23 protein-coding genes are annotated in these 22,541 nt (G+C 34.8%); 8 read left to right on the top strand and 15 right to left on the bottom strand.

The genetic code is table 11. From position 1 onward, the window contains the following. Positions 1-22: 22 nt before the first annotated feature. Entirely contained in the window at positions 23-238 is a 216-nt protein-coding gene (locus tag E0I26_RS01470; protein ID WP_131914725.1) for a hypothetical protein, read from the top strand. A gap of 228 nt (positions 239-466) precedes the next feature. On the opposite strand, the gene E0I26_RS01465 is transcribed toward E0I26_RS01470, so the two are convergent. From E0I26_RS01465 to E0I26_RS01455, 3 genes are all read right to left on the bottom strand, one after another. Continuing rightward, entirely contained in the window at positions 467-874 is a 408-nt protein-coding gene (locus E0I26_RS01465) for a hypothetical protein (protein ID WP_131914724.1), read from the bottom strand. 95 nt (positions 875-969) lie between these two features. Continuing rightward, the gene (gene pheS / locus E0I26_RS01460) at positions 970-1,989 is read right to left on the bottom strand and encodes a phenylalanine--tRNA ligase subunit alpha (protein ID WP_131914723.1); all 1,020 of its coding nucleotides are present in this window, start codon (positions 1,987-1,989) and stop codon (positions 970-972) included. A 112-nt stretch (positions 1,990-2,101) separates the two neighbouring features. Then, positions 2,102-2,458: a hypothetical protein gene (locus E0I26_RS01455; RefSeq protein WP_131914722.1), complete on the bottom strand. Its 357-nt coding sequence runs from the start codon at positions 2,456-2,458 to the stop codon at positions 2,102-2,104. A gap of 144 nt (positions 2,459-2,602) precedes the next feature. Between E0I26_RS01455 and E0I26_RS01450 the strand changes: the two genes are divergently transcribed. Beyond that, positions 2,603-3,106: a CvpA family protein gene (locus tag E0I26_RS01450; RefSeq protein ID WP_131914721.1), complete on the top strand. Its 504-nt coding sequence runs from the start codon at positions 2,603-2,605 to the stop codon at positions 3,104-3,106. Positions 3,107-3,130: 24 nt separating this feature from the next. Here the strand turns inward: E0I26_RS01450 and E0I26_RS01445 are convergent, their stop codons facing one another. From E0I26_RS01445 to E0I26_RS01410, 8 genes are all read right to left on the bottom strand, one after another. Beyond that, on the bottom strand, positions 3,131-3,874 hold the full coding sequence (locus E0I26_RS01445; protein WP_131914720.1) for a tetratricopeptide repeat protein: 744 nt from the start codon (positions 3,872-3,874) through the stop codon (positions 3,131-3,133). A gap of 86 nt (positions 3,875-3,960) precedes the next feature. Then, positions 3,961-5,715 (bottom strand): BatD family protein, encoded by a 1,755-nt coding sequence (locus E0I26_RS01440; RefSeq protein WP_131914719.1) that lies wholly within the window; start codon positions 5,713-5,715, stop codon positions 3,961-3,963. Between the two features lie 20 nt (positions 5,716-5,735). Further along, positions 5,736-6,464 carry a tetratricopeptide repeat protein gene (locus E0I26_RS01435; protein WP_131914718.1) on the bottom strand — a complete coding sequence of 243 codons (729 nt, stop codon included), beginning with the start codon at positions 6,462-6,464 and terminating at the stop codon, positions 5,736-5,738. A gap of 77 nt (positions 6,465-6,541) precedes the next feature. Then, positions 6,542-7,579, bottom strand: a complete 1,038-nt coding sequence (locus tag E0I26_RS01430; RefSeq protein WP_131914717.1) for a VWA domain-containing protein — start codon at positions 7,577-7,579, stop codon at positions 6,542-6,544. A gap of 123 nt (positions 7,580-7,702) precedes the next feature. Then, the gene (locus tag E0I26_RS01425) at positions 7,703-8,704 is read right to left on the bottom strand and encodes a vWA domain-containing protein (RefSeq protein WP_131914716.1); all 1,002 of its coding nucleotides are present in this window, start codon (positions 8,702-8,704) and stop codon (positions 7,703-7,705) included. Then, positions 8,704-10,362 carry a hypothetical protein gene (locus E0I26_RS01420; protein WP_131914715.1) on the bottom strand — a complete coding sequence of 553 codons (1,659 nt, stop codon included), beginning with the start codon at positions 10,360-10,362 and terminating at the stop codon, positions 8,704-8,706. The genes E0I26_RS01425 and E0I26_RS01420 overlap by 1 nt, the downstream gene beginning before the upstream one ends. A gap of 55 nt (positions 10,363-10,417) precedes the next feature. Beyond that, positions 10,418-11,281 (bottom strand): DUF58 domain-containing protein, encoded by an 864-nt coding sequence (locus E0I26_RS01415; protein WP_131914714.1) that lies wholly within the window; start codon positions 11,279-11,281, stop codon positions 10,418-10,420. A gap of 80 nt (positions 11,282-11,361) precedes the next feature. Further along, positions 11,362-12,366: an AAA family ATPase gene (locus E0I26_RS01410; protein WP_121343043.1), complete on the bottom strand. Its 1,005-nt coding sequence runs from the start codon at positions 12,364-12,366 to the stop codon at positions 11,362-11,364. 212 nt (positions 12,367-12,578) lie between these two features. Here E0I26_RS01410 and E0I26_RS01405 point away from each other — a divergent pair, with 212 nt between their 5' ends. The 4 genes from E0I26_RS01405 to E0I26_RS01390 all read left to right on the top strand — a co-directional run bounded on the left by E0I26_RS01405 (position 12,579) and on the right by E0I26_RS01390 (position 16,019). Further along, the gene (locus E0I26_RS01405; protein WP_131914713.1) at positions 12,579-13,451 is read left to right on the top strand and encodes an aldo/keto reductase; all 873 of its coding nucleotides are present in this window, start codon (positions 12,579-12,581) and stop codon (positions 13,449-13,451) included. A gap of 156 nt (positions 13,452-13,607) precedes the next feature. Next, a complete protein-coding gene (locus tag E0I26_RS01400) occupies positions 13,608-14,360 on the top strand; it encodes an SDR family NAD(P)-dependent oxidoreductase (protein WP_131914712.1) in 753 nt (250 codons plus the stop codon). Between the two features lie 77 nt (positions 14,361-14,437). Beyond that, positions 14,438-14,827 (top strand): four helix bundle protein, encoded by a 390-nt coding sequence (locus E0I26_RS01395; RefSeq protein ID WP_121343045.1) that lies wholly within the window; start codon positions 14,438-14,440, stop codon positions 14,825-14,827. Positions 14,828-14,879: 52 nt separating this feature from the next. Beyond that, positions 14,880-16,019: an ATP-binding protein gene (locus E0I26_RS01390; protein WP_131914711.1), complete on the top strand. Its 1,140-nt coding sequence runs from the start codon at positions 14,880-14,882 to the stop codon at positions 16,017-16,019. 538 nt (positions 16,020-16,557) lie between these two features. Here E0I26_RS01390 and E0I26_RS01385 read toward each other — a convergent pair. Together E0I26_RS01385 and E0I26_RS01380 are read right to left on the bottom strand one after the other, a co-directional pair. After that, positions 16,558-17,268 (bottom strand): hypothetical protein, encoded by a 711-nt coding sequence (locus E0I26_RS01385; protein WP_131914710.1) that lies wholly within the window; start codon positions 17,266-17,268, stop codon positions 16,558-16,560. Positions 17,269-17,637: 369 nt separating this feature from the next. Next, entirely contained in the window at positions 17,638-18,291 is a 654-nt protein-coding gene (locus E0I26_RS01380; protein ID WP_131914709.1) for a response regulator, read from the bottom strand. Positions 18,292-18,754: 463 nt separating this feature from the next. Between E0I26_RS01380 and E0I26_RS01375 the strand changes: the two genes are divergently transcribed. Together E0I26_RS01375 and E0I26_RS01370 are read left to right on the top strand one after the other, a co-directional pair. After that, positions 18,755-19,480 (top strand): metallophosphoesterase family protein, encoded by a 726-nt coding sequence (locus tag E0I26_RS01375; RefSeq protein ID WP_131914708.1) that lies wholly within the window; start codon positions 18,755-18,757, stop codon positions 19,478-19,480. Positions 19,481-19,523: 43 nt separating this feature from the next. After that, positions 19,524-20,021 carry a DUF6646 family protein gene (locus tag E0I26_RS01370; protein ID WP_131914707.1) on the top strand — a complete coding sequence of 166 codons (498 nt, stop codon included), beginning with the start codon at positions 19,524-19,526 and terminating at the stop codon, positions 20,019-20,021. A 121-nt stretch (positions 20,022-20,142) separates the two neighbouring features. Here the strand turns inward: E0I26_RS01370 and amaB are convergent, their stop codons facing one another. Both amaB and E0I26_RS01360 read right to left on the bottom strand, forming a co-directional pair. Next, complete coding sequence (gene amaB / locus E0I26_RS01365; RefSeq protein WP_131914706.1) at positions 20,143-21,690, bottom strand: L-piperidine-6-carboxylate dehydrogenase; 1,548 nt, start codon at positions 21,688-21,690, stop codon at positions 20,143-20,145. A 293-nt stretch (positions 21,691-21,983) separates the two neighbouring features. Next, a complete protein-coding gene (locus tag E0I26_RS01360; protein WP_131914705.1) occupies positions 21,984-22,523 on the bottom strand; it encodes a 3-hydroxyanthranilate 3,4-dioxygenase in 540 nt (179 codons plus the stop codon). Positions 22,524-22,541 lie beyond the last annotated feature (18 nt).

The following is a 22,541-nucleotide window of genomic DNA, read 5'->3' as shown; positions in this document are numbered from 1 at the left end:
AACAATCGAAACCAATCACTTCATGAGCGAAAGATGGAAATACCAGATTAAAACTGGTGGGATTTGGGGTGTATTTATGACGGTTTTCAATGTATTATTCGATATTAAAGAAATCCCTTTTTCAGAACAGGTTGCTACACCTAATTTTTATATTCGCGCAGCTGCTTATATCACTGTAGGTATATTTGTTTTAGGTTATTTTACCTGGAAATCCAAAGTTAAACAACAAAGCCGCTAAATCATTTTTAGGAATGAACGATGGGAATACCAGATTAAAACCGGTGGGATTTGGGGAATGATTATATCCTCTTGCATATCCGTTTTTGACCTATCCGAAATGTCTTTTGAAGATGCTTTTTTGTCCAAATAAAATCTACTTCGAACACTTTATTTCGTTTTAGTCGGGATATTTATAGTGGAATATTTAAATTGGAAGAAAAAAGTCAAACGCGAGAATAATACGGAACTACCTCACGATAACCCCGTCAATAAATAAAATAGGCACTTCTTCAACGAAATCCTCATGGATGGAATGTGCTTTGAAAATGAACTTTTTATCGTATAATTTGTCTCCAATAAAAAACGTTAGCATGAACTCATTGTTGAGCGCCAAAACACTTTTTTCTATCATTTCGATTTTCACCACTGAAACCGGTGGCACTGCTACAAAAGCGTGACGCAAAAGCGATGTTTTCTTCATTTCGTCGTCAATAGTTCCAAAAGCTTTGGAAACTACCATGACACTTTCAATCAAGTAATCGCTATCATTTACTAAATAAGCATACCACACTTTTTCCATGAAATCGTCACTCCATTCTTGAACTACAGCAAGAAATACGTTTTCTACTTCGGGGATGATGATGTCGGCTTTCATTTATTTGATTGTTGATTGTTGATTGATGATTAACGATTTTTGATTGCAGATTTAAACTTCTAAAATCAAAAATCGCTAATCAAAAATCTTAATTTTTATATGCTTGATTTGAATTGCTCCAAGAAACGAACGTCATTTTCGTAGAACATACGGATATCGCCGATTTGATACAACAACATGGCGATTCTTTCGATTCCCATCCCGAATGCAAAACCGTTGTATTCATCAGGGTTGATACCACAGTTTTTCAAAACATTTGGATCTACCATTCCGCAACCCATGATTTCTAACCAACCGGTTCCTTTGGTGATTCTATAATCGGTTTCTGTTTTTAGACCCCAATAAATATCAACCTCAGCACTTGGCTCGGTAAATGGAAAATAGGACGGACGTAAACGGATTTTTGATTTTCCGAACATCTCTTTGGTGAAATATAAAAGCGTTTGTTTTAAGTCGGCAAAAGAAACATCTTTATCAATATACAAACCTTCCACTTGGTGAAAAATACAGTGTGAACGGGACGAAACAGCCTCGTTACGGAATACTCTTCCCGGAGAAATGGTACGAATTGGCGGTTTGTTGTTCTCCATATAACGCACTTGCACTGATGATGTGTGCGTACGCAACAAAATATCAGGATTTGTTTGAATGAAAAACGTGTCTTGCATGTCACGCGCCGGATGGTATTCCGGTAAGTTTAATGCGGTGAAATTGTGCCAGTCATCTTCGATTTCCGGACCTTCAGAAACGTTGAAACCAATGTTTGAAAAGATATCTATAATTTGGTTTTTTACCAATGAAATCGGGTGACGAGAGCCAATAGTTATTGGTTCAGCCGAACGCGTCAAATCACCATAAAAACCCTTGATTTCTTCTTTACTTTCTAAAGCTTCCTGTATGGTTTTTACTTTGTCTTCGGCAGACGTTTTAAGCAAATTGATTACTTGTCCAAATTCCTTTTTTTGGTCGTTGGGAACGTTTTTAAATTCAGCGAAAAGGTCTTTTAAAAGTCCTTTGCTCCCCAGAAATTTAATTCGGAATATCTCTAATTCAGCTGCGTTTTGAGTTGAAAAAGCTTGTGCTTCGCCAATATATTCTTTTATCTTATCTATCATTTTCATTCAATAATTGAGAGTGCAAATTTAGTAAAAAGTTGGAAGTTAGAAGTTAGAAGTTAGAAGTATTTCTAAACTTCTATAGCAATATCAATTCTAAAATCTAAAATCATCAATCAATCAGTTCTCTTTCTAGGAAATAATTCACAATAGCTTCTTTCATCAAAACCGACTGTTCTCCTGCTTTTAGTGGCGGCAATTCCTCTTTTACTTTGTAATGTGGCCATCCTTCTTCATCAAAAAATTCGAATTCATAGAAACCATAAGGCTCTAACAACCTGCAAATCGCGATGTGCATCAGGTTTAATTTTTCGTCTTTTTTGTATTCATTGTGTACTTTTCCTAGTTCTTGTACGCCAATTAGATAAATAATAGCGTCGAGATCTAAATCCTCACCTTGAGAAAATTGATTGGAAAGTATATTTACAAGCTGTTCCCAGCGTTCTTTAAGTTGTGTGTCTCTTGACATATTTATGAGTTATGAGTTATGAGTCATGAGTTATTAATTCATCTGTCATAAAATTATTCCGGCAAATATAAGAACTTGAAAATTGGCAATTGATACCGAACAATTCTTTTATATTTGCACTTTTATTTTTCTTAATTAAGTGTCATGGGATTTTTGGATATTATTTTGGGTGTATTGCTAGCTTTTGCTTTGTATAAAGGCATTAGAAATGGTCTTTTTGTAGAATTAGCTTCTTTGGTTTCGCTATTGGCCGGAATTTATTTTGCCATAAAATTTTCGTCATTTATCAAAGAAATCTTAGCTGGATTTGTGAAATGGAATCCCAATACAATACAAGTAATTGCTTTTGTACTCACATTTATACTTGTAGTAATTGGAATATCCCTTTTGGGTAAATTCCTCACCGGAATAGCTGATTTTGCCTTTTTAGGATGGTTAAACAAGTTAGGTGGCGGTTTCTTCAGGGTGCTAAAAACAATTTTGATAATAGGAATTGTTTTCAAGGTTTTCGAAAAAATAAACTATCATAATTTTATAGCCAAAAAAGAAACGTTAGACAATTCTCTTTTTTATAATCCAATCCAAAAAACAGCAGGATTCATGTATCCTTCGATAGAAAATTGGTATGATGATTTGAAAAAAAAGTAATCAGTGGTCAGTAATTGAACACTATTACTTCACCTCCTTAATTGCACTGCTTTCAATCCAGCCTTCGGTTCCATCTGTTAATTGTACTTTTTTCCATTTTCCAATGGTTTCCCCCACATAGACTTTTGTCCCTTCGTGCAGCACAAATATTGGCTGACCACCATTTCTAGGTTCGCTCTTTACATTGGCCATTTCAGCAAAAACAATAGCCGGTTTTTCAGTGTCAAAATGACTTTTTTCAAAAATTGTAGATGAAACACTGATTAGAATTAGAAAAAAAAGCACAAACATTCCAAAAAAGAAAATCCTTTTTGAAAGTGTAATTTGTGAAAAATAATATCCTACAAAAAACAACAGGAACGCCATTGCCAGTCCAACAGAAATCCACGCCCACGTATTGTAATGATAGATTCCCGTAAAATCCCTAATCAGCTTTGCAAAACCTACTTTTGGAAGTACTTTAATTTCATCGATAGTTCGTTTTTGAGCGAATTTCAAGTTGTTAATCGCATCGATATTATTTGGGTTTAAAACCAATGCTTTTTCATAATTGTAAATAGAAGGCGCCACTTTATTCAACTTATAATACGCATTTCCTAGATTAAAATACAATTCAGAAGAGTGTTTGCTTTCTGTCAAAACACTTTCATACGCTTGAACTGCCTGATCGAATTCCCCATTTTTATACAATTCATTTCCTTTTTCAAAGCCACTTTGGGCAAAGAAAACTTGGGTTGTCAATAGTAATATATAAAGTATATTTTTCATTTTAATGTTATAAGTTGTCGATTGACTATTCTCGAAAATCAAAGTGAGATTGCTTCGTTCCTCGCAATGACATCGGCGGTTCAAAATTATATCTGTTTTTCTAAGTCTGAAATAATCGCTACCGCTTTATCAAAATCCTTTTGTATCGTAACACTTGATGATGGCGCATATCGTGCAATTTCACAGTTCTCCGTAAGTGCAATAAAATCATTCACCGCTTCAGGATTCGCATTTCTTGACAACAACAATTCTTGAATATTATCCTTACTCATTTCTGAAGTTTCAATATGCAACTTGGCTTTCAAGAAATTATGCATCGCTTTCTCCAACGCAATGTAAAACAGTTCTTTGTTGTTGATTTGTTTCTTGGCTTCCGATAAATATTTCTTTGCCAATCTATTATTCATTCGAATTCTGTTTCCGGTAATATCACCATCAATAGCTTCTTTTTTCTTTTTGAATAATACGATTAAAGGCAGCATTAAAAATGGAAAAAAGAACAATCCGTAAAACAAATTAGACCCAAAGAAATCTTTCTTATTCATCGTCAAAAGATTGCTTTCTAACTTTATGAATTTGAATTGCTCTACTTTGTCAATTTCACTCTTGTTTGCATCGGCACCGGAAGTTACTGTAGCATCAGTAGGCGAAGGGCCATCGAGAACATTAATCATGATCTCTGGAGAACTTAGCGTTTTATACGTTCTGGAACCCAAATCAAAATAGGTAAATTTTAATGGTTTTATCGGGTAATTTCCTTTGTACTGCGGAACGATGGTATAGCTGTCTGAAATCTTTCCGGCCATTCCAGAAACAGGCGTGTTGACCTGTTCGCTATGAACTGCTTCATACATTTCCAGCGCATTGGGTGCTATCGGTTTTGGCAAGCTAAATAATTTCAGATTCCCTTTTCCGGTTACACTTACTACCAAGTCCAGGCTTTCTCCGTTTTTTAAATTGGTTTTTGTTGGTGTTACTTTAAAGTCAAAATTTCCAACAGCACCCGAGAAGTCTTCCGGTTTTCCAGCCTCAGGAAGTGGTTTAACACTTATAGTTTTAGCTCCTGCAGAAACTCTCTTGCTGCCTTCGGTGACAACCATTCGACCAAACATATCCCTGCGATTCGACGGTAATTCAACATCAATGTCTAATGACAACGGCTCAATGACCAGCTTTCCTGATTTTTGAGGATACAAAACTATTTTTTTAAGCACAATAAAACGGTATTTCTCCCCTTTAAACATGCCTTCTTCTGCAACAAACCGTTTTATATCAATGTTCTGACTCCAGAAATCATTGTATTTTGGCTTACTAACTTCGTTAGAATTTGTGATTCCGATATTATAGCTGAAATACAGCTTATAAACCACCGTAATAGGCTCGTTTACATAAGGATTTGTTTTAGAAATATCAGCAACAAGATAAATATTATCATCCGCTGAAACACTGGTGTCATTTGGATCCCTTGGCTGTTCCGTTGCAGCGGTAACATTTATTTTTATCGGTGTCGTTTTATAAATTTGCCCGTTGTATTCTATAGCGGCTTGCTTGATAACCAATGTCCCTTTTTTATTTGGCAAAAGAAAATAAGAATATATTTTCTCAAAAGAACTTCTTCCGTTTACCCAAGACTGACTGACTTGCTGACTTGGTCCGGCAATAATTCTAAATCCTTCAAAAGAGGGTTGGACAAAATTATCCCCATCTACATTCATCATAAAATCGATGCGAAGTCTCTCGTTTATACCAAGCGTAGCTTTACTCACTCTAGCCTCAAATTGCACTTGAGCGCTAAGTAAATTGCACACCATTAAAACAATTACTGCTATAAATCTTTTCATTTTTAAATTGTCTAATTGAACTACCAATCTTTCTCCGTCTTAACTGGTTTTCCTTGTACTTTTTTGGCGTTTACTTTATCCTGTACTTTCTTTTCTTCTTTATTCACTGCATTCAATAGATTTTCTAAACGTTCTTTAGAAATTCCTCCTGGAGCCGGTTTTGGCTCTCCATTTTCATTAGGTTTAGGATCTTTTTTTTGTTTGTCTTTATCTCCCTTATCGTCTTTCTTGTCTTTATCCTTATTGTCTTTTTTATCTTTTTCTCCGTCTTTCTTATCGTCCTTTTTGTCTTTATCGTCTTTTTTACTATCATCCTTTGGAGGATTTTCTTTCAGCATTTTTTTTGCCAAAGCATAATTATAACGCGTTTCCTCATCTGTTGGGTCGTTTCTCAAGGCGTTTTTGTAGGCCTCAACTGCTTGCGTATAATCCTTTTCATTCATGAAAACATTTCCCAAATTATGAAAAGCCCTGTGTTTCTGAGGTCTTGCTTTTGAATTTTTCAATGCTTTAGCATACGCAAACTTAGCTTCGGAAGATTGTTTTTGCTTGTAAATACTATTTCCAAGATTAAAAGGCGCAGCTGCTTTATTAGGGAATTTTGAATCCGAAATTCTATAATTAGCTTCGGCATCTACAAATTTATTTTCAGCATATTCCTCGTTCGCTTTAGGCAATATTCTATCTTTCTGTTGTGCATTTGCAACAAAAGAAAAAAGCAATAGCAGGTATAAAATTATGTTTTTCATTGTGTTTTTTAATGTAAGTGTCAAAGCATACTGTGTATTTTTGTTCCAATAATGGAGCGCAACCTATACTTTACTCTTTATACTTTTTTATTCTCGTTAAATAAATTCAATTTGTTTACCCAACTTGTTTTTCTTTCCAAAAGGAAAATATCCAGAAATAAGAAAACAAAAGCAAAACCTAAAAACCATTGAAATTGCGATTGAAAATCAGCCATTTCTGTCGCTTCAAATTCTGTTTTTTGAATATTATTCAATGCATTCTTAACATATTCAAGCACTTCTTTAGTGTTATTTCCGTTTACATAACCGCCTTTCGTCGCTTTAGCAATCGCTGTCAGGCTTTCTGGAACCAATTTCGTTATAACTACTTCATTGTTATTATCTCTTTTGAAACCTTCGATAATTCCATTTCTTTTCAATGGAATCGTACCTCCTTTTTCAGTTCCAACACCAATTGTAATGATTTTAATTCCAAGTTTATTCGCCTCTTCCGCTGCTTCTTCTGCACCTTCGTTATGGTCTTCACCATCAGAAATCATAATCAACAACTTACTCGTTTTTTTATCATCAAAATACGTTGACGATAATTTGATTGCCTCGTTGAATGATGTTCCTACGGAGGAAACCATATCTGTATTCATGCTTTGCAGAAACATTTTTGCAACGCTATAATCAGTAGTGATGGGCAATACCGGGAAAGCACTTCCGGCGTACGCCACAATTCCTATTCTGTCGCTTCCCAATTGATTGATAATTTGCGAAACGATTTGCTTGCTTTTATCCAGACGGTTTGGCGCTACATCTTCAGAAAGCATACTTTTGGACACATCCACCGCAAAAACAATGTCGATTCCTTCTCTTTTTACGGTTTCCATTTTAGTACCAATTTTTGGATTTACCAATCCAAGAATTAATCCGGTCAATGCCAAAAGCAATACTCCTAATTTTAAAACCGGTTTAAAAACAGAACTTTCCGGGCTCAGTCTTTTTACCATTTCTAAATCCCCAAATTCACGCTGTTTCTTTCTTTTCCAATATAAATTGGCCAGAAAAACCAACACCAAAAGAGGCAGTATAAAAAGGAGGTATAAATATTTTTTTTCGTCTAATTCCATAATTTTTTTTAACCGCTAAGTTCACAAAGAAGGCGCAAAGTTCACAAGGTTTAATAATTCCCTAAACCTATTTCTTTAAAGACTTCATCCAAGTCTTGTTTTAGTCTTTTGTGTTTTTAAATATTATATAAAGCTTTTAAAAACTGTATTTCGCAATCCTAATTCAAGCAACAATAAAAAACCGGCAAACCAAATAAACGGTCTGAATTTTTCATCATAATCATAAAATTTTAATTCTTCAATTTCGGTAGTTTCTAATTTATTGATTGAGGCGTAAATCTCTGCTAATTTGCTGTTGCTCGTTGCTCTAAAATATTTTCCATCTGTCTTTTTAGCAATGCTTTTCATCAATTGCTCATCAATCTCCACTTTCATCATTTGGAATAAAAACTGACCATTTGGCGCAATTGAATAGGGAGACATTGCCATTCCATTTGTCCCAATCCCTATGGTATACACTTTAATTCCGTATTGTTTGGCTATATCTGATGCTGTTTCGGGCTCGATGAATCCGGCATTGTTCACCCCGTCAGTCATTAGAATAACCACTTTGCTCTTCGCCTTACTGTCTTTTAATCGGTTTACGGCAGTGGCCAATCCCATTCCAATTCCTGTTCCATCTTGTAAAACATTGTCGTATTTTATACTTCTAACAGCATCCAAAATAACCGCTTTATCGCTGGTTACCGGTGTTTTTGTATAGGCTTCAGAGGCATACACCACAAGCCCAATCCTATCATTTGGTCTTTCATCAACAAAATCAGCGGCTACTCTTTTGAGTGCTTCCATCCTGTTCGGTTTCAAATCTTTGGCTAGCATACTTCCTGAAACGTCTATTGCCATAACAATATCAATTCCTTTCGTAGTTTTTGTTTTATTACTTACATCAACTGTTCTTGGTCTTGCCATGGCTACAATCAAAGAGCACAAAGCCAAGATTCTAAGCACATTCAACATTGGCTTTAGCTTTGTCAAATAGGAATTAGAACCTTTAAATCCTTGTAACGAACTTATTTTTAATGTTGCTGATTGATGGTTCTTTTTCCGTAACAACCATACAATCGCTACTGGAATCAGAAGAAACAACCAAAAAAACTCTGGGTTTAAAAAAGTTACTTTAGTCATTATTTACTTGCTTGTTTTAATTCGACAGAGTTCAAAACTCGTTCTGATATTTCATTTGCATAGGTATCCCCTTCTTCATGAAAAAGTAAAATCTGTTGTAATCCACCTTCTTGACTAAACAGTAATGCTTCATAATACATTTTTGCACTTGACTTATTGCCACCATTAATTTGCGAAAAAGTACCGTAGGCTTTAATTCCTTTAACGCCTTCTTTAGTTTCAAAATCCTCTTGCTTGACAATCATATTTTGGGCACCTTGAGCTTCCATTGATTGCAAGACACCATCCATTGATTTAGCCAAATCTATTTGGGTTTGCTTCGCCTGTTCGCTAGCGCTCGGGTCCTGTTTGAATTTTAAAGTAGAAACCATCAGATAAAAAGGATCTAAAGCACTTCCATAAGCAAAAGACTGCATTTCTTTGATCAAAGCCATTCCATCTTTAGGAAGTGTTTTTGTCAAATCTACTCTCTTAAGCACTTTTGGTGTTTCTATAATAACTCCAGGATTTCCATAATCACTTTTTACCCATTCTCCTTCCAATAATTCTTTGGTAGGATGCCCGATAATATTGTCTTTTACATAACTAAATCCTTTGGTTACAATGAAAAAAGTTGTGGTCGCTGCCAATAAAAATACAACGGATGCTACGGCAGTCACAATACGTTTATTCCTTTGTTTCCGCAATTGAATTTGTATCTGCTTTTGTCTTTGCACTTCATTCAACAACACATCTTCCTCAACTGGTACTTCTACAGGAATTGAATTGTCTAATGTCAGAATTGCTTTTTGAATCTTATTTCGGTCCTCGGTGATTTCAAAATCCAATGGTTTTGACTTGGCAAATTTCACTAAATCGGCTTGTTTCAAAACACGCTCCAGATTTTCGATTATTTCCTGCGAAAGCGTCATTTTCTTTTTGACAGAAGCCGCTCTAAGTCCTTGAATCAATTCCGAAGTAGTGCTTTCCATTGCTGGAATTTCTATTGCTTCTTCAATATAATTTCTGGCAATATCCGTCAATTCACTATAATAGGCTTTGACTTCTCCTTTTTGCCAAAGTTCTTTTTTCTCTAAAGTATCCAGCAAACTGGTAGCTTTCTCGATTGGAGTTTTATAAATTTCTTCGAGTAATTTCTTTTCTTGGCGTTTTTTAATGTACCAATAAATAAACGCTCCAATACCAATAATCAAAGCGACAATCAACAGGTATTTCCACCAATCCCCAATCGGGTTATCCGCTGGTGCAATGTCCTTAATGTCGAACATTTTTTGTTTCAAAGTATCCACTTGAACATTCGCCACTTCAACCAAAAGCGAATCCGTCAGAAACGGTTTGCTGTCGATAAAAATCTTTATACTTGGAATAACATATCTGCCGGAATCAAATTGGGTTAAACCGTATTTTTTGATTAATTCATAACGGCCGGCCATTTTGACAGTATCAATAGGGTACGACTGAATCACCTCTAAAGCACCAAAGTTTTTTAGTTTTGGAAAAATCACTTTAGACGAAGTATCAACAGTAGTTTTTATGGACAGTTTAAATTCGGCACCAATTTTATTTTTAATCGTGTCAATACTTGTGACTACTTGCTTTTGTTGTGCAAAAACAGCCGTAGAAAGCAGCAATAATAGTAGGTATAATTGTTTTTTCATCTTTTATTATTGAACCCTTTCAGAGTTTAAAACTCTGAAAGGGTTGTAAATGGTATTATCTCGATTTAAAATAGCTCAATAATTTTATCACATAACTTTCGTCAACTCTAGTATTTACAACACCTGAGCCTGATTTGCTGAATGTTTCCTTAAAATAGTTTACTTTATCGTGGTACTGTTTTTCATAATTCATTCGCACTGATTTCGAACCGGTATTTATCAATTCGATTGCTCCGGTTTCGGCATCAAGCATGGAAACCATACCCAAATCCGGCATTTTTTCTTCTCGAATGTCGTACACGCGAATCCCCGTTATATCGTGCTTTTTAGATGCTATTTTCAATGTTTGCTCGTAATCTTCCGACATGAAATCAGAAATCACAAATACAATCGCTTTCTTTTTTTGGGTTCCCGATAAAAATTTCAAGGCTTGAGCAATATCCGTTTTACGGCTTTTAGGCTGAAATTCTATCAATTCCCGAATAATCCGCAACACGTGTGATCTTCCTTTTTTTGGCGGAATATACAATTCGATTTCATCCGAAAACAAAATCAAACCTATTTTATCGTTGTTTTGAGTCGCCGAAAAAGCCATCGTTGCAGCAATCTCCGTAACAATATCCTTTTTGAATTGATTTTTCGAACCAAAACTTTCTGAACCCGAAATATCAACCATTAACATCATGGTCAATTCGCGTTCTTCCTCAAAAACTTTTACGTGCGCTTCGTTGTACCGTGCGGTTACATTCCAATCAATCGCACGAATATCATCTCCGTACTGGTATTGACGCACTTCGCTGAACGTCATTCCACGCCCTTTGAAAGACGTATGATACTCTCCCGAAAAGATGTGATCGCTCAATCTTCGGGTTTTGATTTCTATTTTTCGTACTTTTTTTAAGAGGTCTTTTGTATCCATTTCTTTAGTAATTAGTGAATAGTGAATAGTGAATAGTAACCAACCAAGGCTAATTACTACTCACTTATTACTATTCACTTTTAGGGTACTTCTACTTCGTTTACAATTTTGTTAATGATGTCCACTGAAGTAATATTTTCTGCTTCGGCTTCATAGGTAACTCCAATTCTGTGACGCAACACATCATGAACTACCGCACGAACGTCTTCCGGAATTACATAGCCGCGACGTTTGATAAAAGCGTAGCATTTTGCGGCATTCGCCAAATTGATACTTCCACGTGGTGATGCTCCAAAACTGATTAATGGTTTCAAATCAGCCAATTTGTATTTCTCTGGGTATCGCGTGGCAAAAATGATATCAAGAATGTATTTTTCTATTTTTTCATCCATGTAAACTTCACGAACTGCTTCTTGAGCGCGTAAAATTTGTTCTACCGAAACTACAGGATTTACTTTTTCGTAACTTCCTTTTAGGTTTTGACGAATCACTAAACGCTCGTCTTCCATTTTCGGGTAATCAATAACCGTTTTCAACATGAAACGATCGACTTGAGCTTCAGGCAATTGGTATGTTCCTTCTTGTTCGATTGGATTTTGAGTAGCCAAAACCAAGAATGGTCGGTCTAACTTAAAAGTAGTGTCGCCAATAGTCACTTGTTTTTCCTGCATGGCTTCTAATAATGCCGATTGTACTTTGGCAGGCGCACGGTTAATCTCATCGGCAAGGACGAAATTAGCGAAAATTGGTCCTTTTTTTATCGAAAATTCATTGGCTTTAATATTATAAATCATAGTTCCCACAACATCGGCTGGCAATAAATCAGGGGTAAATTGTATTCTGCTGAAAGATCCGTGTACCGCTTGTGAAAGGGTGTTTATCGCTAATGTTTTTGCTAATCCGGGAACTCCTTCTAACAAAATATGTCCCTGACCCAAAAGTCCAATTAACAAACGCTCCACCATGTGCTTTTGACCCACAATAACCTTGTTCATTTCCATCGTGAGAAGGTCTATAAAAGCACTCTCTCTTTCAATTTTTTCATTGATTGCTCTGATGTCTAAAGTCGCTGTATTTTCTTCCATTTTATTATTTTTAAAACCTTGAATTTAATGCCTTCGTTTTGAAGGTGCAAATTGAATTTTTTTTTAGAAGTAAGATGTTAAAAAATGGTTAAAACTTCGATAAAAGTGCTAATTTTAAGGATGAATTATGATACAATTTTTATATTTTTAAGAACTTTGAAAAATCTACTTTGAAATAGAAGAATTACGAATTTCAATAAAAAATAAAAACCATGAGCAAAACAAAATTATCGCCGATTGTAGCGGGTGTCATGAATTGGGGAATTTGGGATAAAAATCTCAATACCAAAGAAATGGAAAACATGATCAATGTCTGTTTAGAAAATAAAATTACTACTTTCGATCATGCCGATATATATGGTGATTACACCACTGAATCTGATTTTGGAAAAGCCTTTGCGTCGAGTAAAATTGCCAGAGAAAAAATGCAATTGATATCCAAATGTGGCATTCAAATGGTTACCGAAAACCGCATCAATACTATAAAACATTATGAATATTCGAAAGATTATATTATCTGGTCCGTTGAAAACTCGTTGAAAAATCTGCAAACTGATTATCTGGATGTATTTTTATTACACAGACCAAGTCCTTTGATGCAAGCGGATGAAATTGCCGAAGCGGTTTTGAAACTAAAATCAGATGGAAAAATTATTGATTTTGGTCTTTCTAATTTCACTTCCACACAAACAGAATTGATTCGTCAAAAAACAGAAGTTTTGTACAATCAAGTGCAATTTTCGGCAACTAATTTCGAACCAATGGTGGATGGAAGTTTTGATTATATGCAAGCCAACACCATTCGTCCAATGTCATGGAATCCGCTTGGAATCATTTTTAGAGAAGATATTCCACAAACCAGACGATTGAAAAAATTACTGGCGACCTTAGTTTCAAAATACCATTTTGGTTCTGATACTATTTTACTTTCCTGGATTCTGAAACATCCGGCTAAAGTGATTCCTATTGCCGGAACGGTAAATGTGGCCCGAATCCAATCGCTAATGAAAGCTGTCGAATTAGAATTAGACAAAGAAGATTGGTTTGCCATTTGGGCAACAAGCATGGGGAATGATGTACCGTAAATATTTAAGATTTTAGATTGCTTCGCCTGTTCGCTCTTTCAGGCTCGGGTAACGATTTTAGATTGCTGATTTTTTACAATTTATCATGATTAGCGTAAGACAACAAAATATAAAATGAAATCTAAGATTCATGATTTCAAAATAGAACTATAAACCATGACTAAAACAGCCTTAGTGACTGGAGCCACCAGCGGAATTGGTAAAGCGACAGCACAAATATTAGCTAAAAACAACTATAAAATTATTCTTTGCGGACGCCGTGAAGACCGATTAATTGCTCTTGAAAAAGAACTTTCAGCATTTACGGAAGTGCATACTTTGTCCTTTGATGTTCGGGATAAAAAAGCGGTTTTTGAACGTATTAATTCCATACCGGAAGCCTTTGCTACAATTGATGTTTTGATTAATAATGCCGGAAATGCTCATGGTTTAGACCCCATTCAAAACGGGGATTTAGACGATTGGGACGCCATGATTGACATCAACGTAAAAGGGCTTTTGTATGTTTCGAAAGCTATAATCCCGCAAATGATCGAACGAAAATCGGGTCATATCATCAACATTGGTTCCATCGCCGGAAAAGAAGTATATCCAAACGGAAACGTCTATTGTGCCTCCAAACATGCCGTTGATGCCTTGAACCAAGCCATGAGAATGGACTTGAACCCTTATGGAATTCGGGTGGGAGCCATTCATCCCGGTGCAGTAGAAACAGAATTTAGCGAAGTGCGTTTCAAAAGAGATACCAACAGAGCCGCCAATGTTTATAAAGGTTTTGAGCCATTACGTCCAGAAGACATTGCTGATATTATTCACTTTGTAGTTTCCAGGCCGTATCATGTAAACATTGCCGATTTGATTGTTTTTCCAACGGCACAAGCCGCTGCTACTATTTTAAAAAGAGATTAATTATTATTATTTATTTCTATTAATTATTAATTATTATTTATTATTTATTTCTATTATTATTTATAAAACCTTCGAATATGGCGAATTATAATTCTTTTGAGGAAATGGGAATTTATCAATTAGCCCGAGAACAAAGCAATCATGTTTGGCATTTAATTCAAAACACAACTCTTGGTCAGGATTATAAATTAAGAGATCAAATCAATGGTTCTTCTGGGTCGGTTATGGATAATATTGCTGAAGGTTTTGGCCGGGGAGGAAACAAAGAGTTTATTACTTTTCTAAGTTATTCAAGAGGTTCTTGTTGTGAAACAAAAGCACAATTACAAAGGTCCTTCGACAGAAAACATATTAATGAAGAAAACTATTTGGAATTAACTTTAAAATCTCAAATTATAATCGACCAAATTTCAAAATTCATGAATTTTTTAAAAAGTTCAGATAGAAAAGGATCAAAATATGATTAACAAATGCGCCTTAATAACAATAAAAAATAGAAATAAATAATAATCAATAGCAATGATCAACAAACGCATTCTTATTAAAAACCTGCTCGCTCACAATGATGAGAGCAGTTTTTATGATAAAAAGCGTCAGTTGAATTTGCATACACGGGAAGGAAAAGCCAAGTTTTTAAAACACATTTGCGCCCTGTCCAATTCAAATCCTACGAATAATTCTTATATCGTTGTGGGTGTTGAAGACCAGGACAATACTATTGTTGGAGATGATTTCTTTGACGACAGCCGGATTCAGAACTTAGTGAATGCCTATCTGGAAAATCCTCCAAAAATTCAGTACGAAAATGTGCCTTTCCCAAATTTGCCAAAAGATAAAGTTATCGGACTGGTAACGGTCAAGCCAAAAAGCAAAACTTCCCATTTCAAAAAAGGAATTCACACGATTCCTGCCAACAGTATTTTTATACGAAGAGGCAGTAACACAATGCCCATTGAAGGCGAAATCGAAAAAAATTATCAGAACACGGAAACCGTTATTGGCATCGAAAATAACTCTCGAAACAGCATCGAATATACGCTCGATGGCGTGATTGATTTCATGAATTTTCGCCACAAGGATATGGCGCCAAAGTATAAAGTATTCAAGGAATTATTTGTGATTTGCTGGGCAGGAACTGCCAAAAAATCCCGTGACAAAACCTATCTGTCGCGTGTAGATATTGAATTGATAAACGAACAAATCAAGCTTTTTTATTCGGCTCAGGATGTGGTTGAAATCACTTTCGATGAAGATACTTTCACCATTATTGAATATGTTCCTTTGGGTTTGAATGACAAAACAAGTTACTATCCTTTAGAAAAACAAACGATTCATTTTCATGATAACGGCTATTACAAAATAGAAAGAGAGATTCTTTTTCATCCGCCGGAATTCAACAAGAAAATGCTGTTTCATATTTATAATTCCAATATTGCTTTACTGAACAAACTACAAAAAGGGCTTTCATTATCCGAGCGGGAACACAAAGATTTAGAGAATTTACCCTCTACATTTATGATTTGTTACCTCAACGGCTTTGAAGAAGCCAAACAAAAACTAATTGATGCAAAAGTGCTTTTAAAACCTTTCAACCAAGTGTATTTGTCGTTTAAAGAAGCGTTACGGATTTTGAGAAAGATGAAATATGATGTTCAGTAAAAAACTGTTCCTATTCTAACATATAGCTTTTTTACTTTGTTAGTGGACCCCGACTGCAATCCCGCTACCTAACTATTTCATAAACAGTAATGGTATAACACTTTAAACTCACATAAAAGGAATCGTTTATTTTTGAGCTTTCAGACATAAAAGCGATTTTCAGTTTACCGAAAATCGCTTTTGTTGAATTGAAATTTTATGCCATGTTAATTTTGATAAATGACGATTTCTAAATCTAAATCGTCTTAAAAATCATATAAAATCAAAGATAAAAATTGCTAAAATTATATTGATTAACAGCCTTATTGACACATTGAACTGGTCTTTTATAGTACTTGATTTTTTGTCTTTAGTCACTAAATAAATTAAATTTAAGATAAAACAAATATTAAATAAAACCCCAATAAATAAAAATATCGATAAGTAAGTACTTAAATCAAATCTGTAATTGATTGAATAAAGAACATATGAAAATAAAGTACAATAGCTTGTTCTTGAATTAAGCTTTTGAAAGTTTGTATTGACCATAAATTCATATCTAAAAACTATTCATACAATCAGTAAAATCCATAACCATCCAAGCTACACCAATCCATCCTATGTATCTTCTGCCAATTAATTTTATAGCTACAATTGTTGTTTCAGCAACGCCAAGGGCAGCAGTATTCATAATTAAATCCCGAACTGCACCAATTCCTAATGCGGTACTAACGCAATTTCTAATTCTTGGATCCATTTTCATCATTGAGTCATCTGCATTTTCCATATCCATACTGTATGCAAGACTCATTACAAAAGACAATTCAGCTAATTGTGATTCATCGAAATTAATAATTTCATTTTGCTCTTCTGGCGTTAAATAGTAAAATTCCCCTGAATCCTTTAAAAAATTAATCGTTTCATTGTGAATTTCTTCCCCATTTGTTGTTAGAGGTTCCAAAAGTTCTTGTATTTCTTCTTCTTCTTCTTCTTCTGGAAAGCTCCCTTCTAATCTACCAAAAGCTATTCTCTGTTGATATTTTTTTAATTCTACAGAAATTTTTTTTATCTCATCAAGTTTTAATACTTTATTAGATAGGTCTAACTTTTTTGTTTTTGCAGAAATTTTCTGTTTTTTTTCAAGTTTTAATACGTTATTAGACAAGTCTATTTTTTTTTCAACTTGAGAATCTTCATTCGAGCATGCGATAAAAACTGTAGCACTTAATAATGCACATAAACCTAAAATTGATGATTTTATTTTACTCATTGTAATTTTATTTTGAATAAGTTTTTCATTTTTTGAAATTTCAACACAGATTGTCGTGTCAAATTGCGTACACTTTCCGAGTAACTTATCAAAGCAACCAATAAGTTACTCGGACAATTCGGAAAGATTTTCTGTTGTTTTATTTTCAGCGTAACGTTTGTCATATATTATAGCATAAAATGATATTTTTTTTCATTTTAATAAAATTTAAATTAGATACTTTATTTTTTTTTCGGTATAAAGTTTTTCAAACCTAAGAAAATTAAAAACACACCAAAGGTAGTTTTACTACCTTTTTTGTTAAGGTTTCATAAAAAACACTTCTTTAAAACAATCAAAGAAGTTTTTCTACTCCAATAATTATAACTTTTAAATAATCCCTATTTTCCGAGACTCTCTTATAATATCCTCGTCATTCCCAGAATGAATATGTAACAATTCCTTTATAGTCGATTTTCTTTTATGAACTGCACTTAGCGTTAAAGGTATATAATTGGGAATATTTTTAGTAGTTATCCCTTGTGAAATCAGAAGAATAATTTCTCTATTCAAACTGTCAAAATGTATCTTATTAATGCTGTTCTCGTTGATGGTTTTGTTTATTCTTTCACTTTTATAAACCTCTCCTTCGATAATTTTCTTAAAAATAACGTGAATTGAGTCATAATTAAGATCTGATTTTTCGATTAAACCTTCTGGATTTATATTTTTTATAATGCTGCTTAATGTAAGCTTATTTAAATATCCTGAGATAAAAATAATTTTAATTTCAGGGTGCTTCGTTCGTAATAACCTTGCTAAATCTTCTCCGTTTTTTAAATTATTTTCTAAACACTCTGGCATACTCAAATCTAACACTGCCAAATCAATAACTTCCAGATTTTGCTTAAAAACGAAATTATATGCGCACTTCAAAGAATTGACCGAGGTGATTTCTGAATTTATTTCTAAATCTTTTAAAGCCATTTTATAGCAATCTGTAATCATAACATGATCATCAACTAATAAAACTTTTAGACACATATAATTTTAGCTTCTTGAAATTTGAAAACCTTTGTTGTGTTTTAATTTGCGTGTAAGATATTTACAATCAAATCTATTTTCTACTTGCATAAATCCTCAGTTTTAAATCAAAGCCAACAATTCTTTTAAAACTTGACAGATCAGTTTAGCCAAAAGTAACGATAACGCAAGAAGTGCACTCATTTTGAGAGGGTTTAATTTTTTTGTAAAACTAATCTGAAAAATTAAATAAAACAATCACCAAAAACAGTGATATTTTGGGTTCCCTTTAAAATGAGATTTGAGGAATTTGGTATCGTTATTTGCTATAAAAATTACATTTTTTTGAAATACAGCTCCTTTTAATTTAGTTAAAAAAATAAGTTAAAAAGTAGTACTTCATCACTCTTTTACTTAATTTTATGACTTGAAAAATAGCACGCATTTCCTGCTGTTTTTATACTAATAAAAGAACAACCCGTACATGAGAACACTTGTCATAGGCGATATCCACGGTGGTTTGCGAGCGCTGCACCAAATTATGGAAAGAGCCAACGTTACTAAAAACGACACCCTGATTTTTCTGGGGGATTACGTTGATGGCTGGAGCCAATCCCCTCAAGTACTTGATTTTATAATTGATTTAAAAACCAAACAAAACTGTATTTGCATTCGAGGCAATCATGATGATTTATTGCTCGAATGGCTTGACGAAAGCAAAGACAATCTGTTGTGGTACAAACATGGTGGTGAAGCAACGGTTTTGGCCTACGAATCTGTCACCTTAGAAACCAAGAAAAAGCATGTTGAATTCCTAAAATCGCTGGATAATTTTTATTTGGACGAGCAACGACGCCTGTTTGTTCATGCTGGTTTTACCAATATGAACGGTGTTGATTTTGAATATTTTCCCGGGCTTTTTTATTGGGACAGAACCTTATGGGAAACAGCTTTGGCATTAGACAAAACCATGAAAACGGATGACATTTTCTACCCAAAACGCTTTACTTTGTATACCGAAATTTACATTGGTCATACGCCCGTCACCCGAATTGGCGAATCAACTCCAGTTCAAAAAGCAAATATCTGGAATGTGGATACCGGCGCTGCCTTCAAAGGGCCATTGACCATTATGGATGTTGATACTAAGGAATTCTGGCAAAGCGAACCATTGAACCAATTGTATTTTGACGAAAAAGGAAGAAATTAGATCTTATTGAACTACTTTTGCCCCACTTAAAAAAATTAAGAGTATGAAAAAGATTACTACATTAGTATTGCTATTGACCGTTGGCTTGATCAATGCTCAGGCTTTCAAAGGAAAAGGAGACGTTAAATTTGATGTTGGAGCTAACTTTCAAAATGGAGGATCGGGAATTCGTCTTTCCGCTGATTTTGGACTTGGAGAAAACATGTCGTACGGATTTGTCACTTCTTATTTGCTATCTGTTTCTACTGATGATTTAGGAAATAAGCCTGAATTTGATGATCGAATTGATGCTAAAGTGAGATTCAATGCAAACTTGGGAAATGTTTTTCAATTGGATGAAAAAATGGATGTTTACCCAGGATTGGATTTAGGTTTACGAAATTTTGGTGCACATTTAGGATTCCGTTATTTCTTTACGGAAGGTTTTGGTGTTTTCACCGAAGCTGGAATTCCTATCGCCAGTTATAAAACGGATGCAGTAGGTTTTGATAAATTGAACAACCAATTTACGTTTAATATTGGTGCTTCTTTCAATTTATAGAACGGTTTAACCACAAAGAACACAACGATTTTTTCACAAAGTTCACGAAGGAATCTATAATACTAAAAAAAGGCAATTTGAAATATTCAAATTGCCTTTTTTAGTTTGTTATAATTTGTTGCTACAAATCAAATCTGATTCCTTGTGCCAATGGCAATTGGGTTCCGTAATTGATCGTATTGGTTTGTCTTCTCATGTAGGCTTTCCAAGCATCAGAACCGGATTCACGTCCGCCACCCGTTTCTTTTTCACCACCAAAAGCACCTCCAATTTCTGCTCCGGAAGTACCAATATTTATATTGGCAATTCCACAATCAGAACCAGATTGAGAAAGGAACAATTCCATTTCTCTCATGCTGTTTGTAAAAATAGAAGAAGAAAGTCCTTGTGGAACACCGTTTTGCAAGGCAATCGCTTCTTCAATCGTGCTGTATTTCATTACATATAAAATAGGAGCAAAAGTCTCTGTTTGAACGATGTCAAAATGATTTTCAGCTTCAATGATACATGGTCTTACATAACAACCACTTTCATATCCTTCGCCTTCTACCAATCCGCCTTCAACAATCATTTTCCCGCCTTCTTTTTTGGCGCTTTCAATCGCATTCAAATAATCCTGAACAGCTCCTTTGTCGATTAGCGGTCCAACGTGGTTCTTTTCGTCCAATGGATTCCCAATTTGCAATTGACCGTACGCATTTTTCAATATGCTGATGGTTTTGTCATACATACTTTCGTGAATGATTAAACGTCTGGTTGATGTACAACGTTGTCCTGCTGTTCCTACCGCTCCAAAAACGGCTCCCACCAATACCATACTGATATCCGCATTTTCCGAAACGATAATCGCATTGTTCCCTCCTAATTCAAGGATTGTATTTCCAAAACGTTCTGCAACGGTTTTTGATACGTGACGTCCAATTCTAGTTGATCCTGTAAAAGAAACCAACGAAATTCTTTTGTCGTTATTGATTAAATCCCCTGATTCGTTTCCAGTTACCAAACAACTAACGCCTTCAGGAACATTATTTCTTTCTAAAACACTTTTAATAATATTCTGACAAGCCACTCCACATAAAGGCGTTTTTGAACTTGGTTTCCAGATTGCAACATCGCCACAAATCCAGGCAATCATTGCGTTCCAACTCCAAACTGCTACCGGAAAGTTAAACGCCGAAATGATTCCAACCGTTCCTATTGGGTGGTATTGCTCATACATTCTGTGCAAAGGTCTTTCAGAGTGCATTGTTAATCCATACAATTGACGGGATAATCCCACCGCAAAATCACAAATGTCAATCATTTCCTGAACTTCACCATATCCTTCCTGAAGACTTTTTCCCATTTCATAAGAAACCAGTTTTCCAAGAGGTTCTTTGAATTTTCTTAATTCATCTCCCATCTGACGAACGATATCACCTCTTTTAGGAGCTGGAACCATACGCCATTCTAAGAACGCTTCCGAAGCTTTTTGCATTGCTTTTTCATAATCTTCTTTAGAAGACGTTTTTACTTTTCCAATTAAAGTCCCATCTGCTGGCGAATAACTTTCGATGATTTTTCCGTTAGCAAAATTAGCTGCTCCAGTTGATGTTCCTTCATTTATTTCCTCAATCCCTAATTGCTTAAGGGCTTCTTTGATTCCGAATTGATCTGCTATTGTTATCATTGTAACTTTTTTATTAAAAATTGTTATATTTTTTTACAAATATATTGATTTAACGTGAAATACTAAACATTGCCACTTTTATTTTGTTGTTTCACATTGAAATTTTTCACCTCATTTTACCTAATAATCAAGCCAAAAACATTTATAAATTATTAATTGATTGAGATTCCTCCTTCGTCGGAATGACAAAATGGTTCTGTGTATGGTTTTTAGCCCCGATAGCAGTGGCATCCTTTTGTGGCTTTCTTTAAGCCACAAAAGATAGAACGAATAGCGGGAATAGCTCCTGAAAATTACTTTTGGGCAATAAATCTAGAGTCGGTTTCCATTACGGTTCCGCATTTTTCGCAGGTTCGCATCTTTTCTGAATTATAAAAATGTTCAAAATGAGGCAGAAAATCTTTCTCGATATTATGCAGTTCAAAATAAACCTCGTGCAGCTTATGATTGCAGTTATCGCAAAACCACAATAAACCATCCGTGAATCCTTTTCCAGCTCTTTTGCGTTCGATAACAAGTCCTATGGAACCTTCGGAACGCACCGGAGAATGCGGAATTTTGGCAGGATGAAGGTACATGTCACCGGCATGCAATTCCATTTCTTTGCGCTCGCCATCTTCTTGAATAATCACTTTGATGGAGCCTTCAAGTTGGTAAAACAATTCTTCGGTTTCGTTGTAATGATAGTCTTTTCGGACGTTTGGACCCGCAACAATCATAACAATATAATCACCGGATTCTCTGTATAAATTTTTATTGCCAACAGGTGGCTTAAGAAGATGACGGTTTTCGTCAATCCATTTATTGAGGTTGAAAGGTTTTGCAATTGCCATTTTTTTAATTTTAAATGT

Source organism: Flavobacterium rhamnosiphilum (assembly GCF_004349195.1).
GTDB classification, from domain to species: domain Bacteria; phylum Bacteroidota; class Bacteroidia; order Flavobacteriales; family Flavobacteriaceae; genus Flavobacterium; species Flavobacterium rhamnosiphilum.
This window is presented reverse-complemented; position numbering and strand designations above follow the sequence as displayed.

Bases quoted from the DNA above. Each gene is read 5' to 3' on its own strand.
- E0I26_RS01470 (WP_131914725.1), top strand. From the start codon at position 23: ATGAGCGAAAGATGGAAATACCAGATTAAAACTGGTGGGATTTGGGGT.
- E0I26_RS01465 (WP_131914724.1), bottom strand. From the start codon at position 874: ATGAAAGCCGACATCATCATCCCCGAAGTAGAAAACGTATTTCTTGCT.
- pheS (WP_131914723.1), bottom strand. From the start codon at position 1,989: ATGATAGATAAGATAAAAGAATATATTGGCGAAGCACAAGCTTTTTCA.
- E0I26_RS01455 (WP_131914722.1), bottom strand. From the start codon at position 2,458: ATGTCAAGAGACACACAACTTAAAGAACGCTGGGAACAGCTTGTAAAT.
- E0I26_RS01450 (WP_131914721.1), top strand. From the start codon at position 2,603: ATGGGATTTTTGGATATTATTTTGGGTGTATTGCTAGCTTTTGCTTTG.
- E0I26_RS01445 (WP_131914720.1), bottom strand. From the start codon at position 3,874: ATGAAAAATATACTTTATATATTACTATTGACAACCCAAGTTTTCTTT.
- E0I26_RS01440 (WP_131914719.1), bottom strand. From the start codon at position 5,715: ATGAAAAGATTTATAGCAGTAATTGTTTTAATGGTGTGCAATTTACTT.
- E0I26_RS01435 (WP_131914718.1), bottom strand. From the start codon at position 6,464: ATGAAAAACATAATTTTATACCTGCTATTGCTTTTTTCTTTTGTTGCA.
- E0I26_RS01430 (WP_131914717.1), bottom strand. From the start codon at position 7,579: ATGGAATTAGACGAAAAAAAATATTTATACCTCCTTTTTATACTGCCT.
- E0I26_RS01425 (WP_131914716.1), bottom strand. From the start codon at position 8,704: ATGACTAAAGTAACTTTTTTAAACCCAGAGTTTTTTTGGTTGTTTCTT.
- E0I26_RS01420 (WP_131914715.1), bottom strand. From the start codon at position 10,362: ATGAAAAAACAATTATACCTACTATTATTGCTGCTTTCTACGGCTGTT.
- E0I26_RS01415 (WP_131914714.1), bottom strand. From the start codon at position 11,281: ATGGATACAAAAGACCTCTTAAAAAAAGTACGAAAAATAGAAATCAAA.
- E0I26_RS01410 (WP_121343043.1), bottom strand. From the start codon at position 12,366: ATGGAAGAAAATACAGCGACTTTAGACATCAGAGCAATCAATGAAAAA.
- E0I26_RS01405 (WP_131914713.1), top strand. From the start codon at position 12,579: ATGAGCAAAACAAAATTATCGCCGATTGTAGCGGGTGTCATGAATTGG.
- E0I26_RS01400 (WP_131914712.1), top strand. From the start codon at position 13,608: ATGACTAAAACAGCCTTAGTGACTGGAGCCACCAGCGGAATTGGTAAA.
- E0I26_RS01395 (WP_121343045.1), top strand. From the start codon at position 14,438: ATGGCGAATTATAATTCTTTTGAGGAAATGGGAATTTATCAATTAGCC.
- E0I26_RS01390 (WP_131914711.1), top strand. From the start codon at position 14,880: ATGATCAACAAACGCATTCTTATTAAAAACCTGCTCGCTCACAATGAT.
- E0I26_RS01385 (WP_131914710.1), bottom strand. From the start codon at position 17,268: ATGAGTAAAATAAAATCATCAATTTTAGGTTTATGTGCATTATTAAGT.
- E0I26_RS01380 (WP_131914709.1), bottom strand. From the start codon at position 18,291: ATGTGTCTAAAAGTTTTATTAGTTGATGATCATGTTATGATTACAGAT.
- E0I26_RS01375 (WP_131914708.1), top strand. From the start codon at position 18,755: ATGAGAACACTTGTCATAGGCGATATCCACGGTGGTTTGCGAGCGCTG.
- E0I26_RS01370 (WP_131914707.1), top strand. From the start codon at position 19,524: ATGAAAAAGATTACTACATTAGTATTGCTATTGACCGTTGGCTTGATC.
- amaB (WP_131914706.1), bottom strand. From the start codon at position 21,690: ATGATAACAATAGCAGATCAATTCGGAATCAAAGAAGCCCTTAAGCAA.
- E0I26_RS01360 (WP_131914705.1), bottom strand. From the start codon at position 22,523: ATGGCAATTGCAAAACCTTTCAACCTCAATAAATGGATTGACGAAAAC.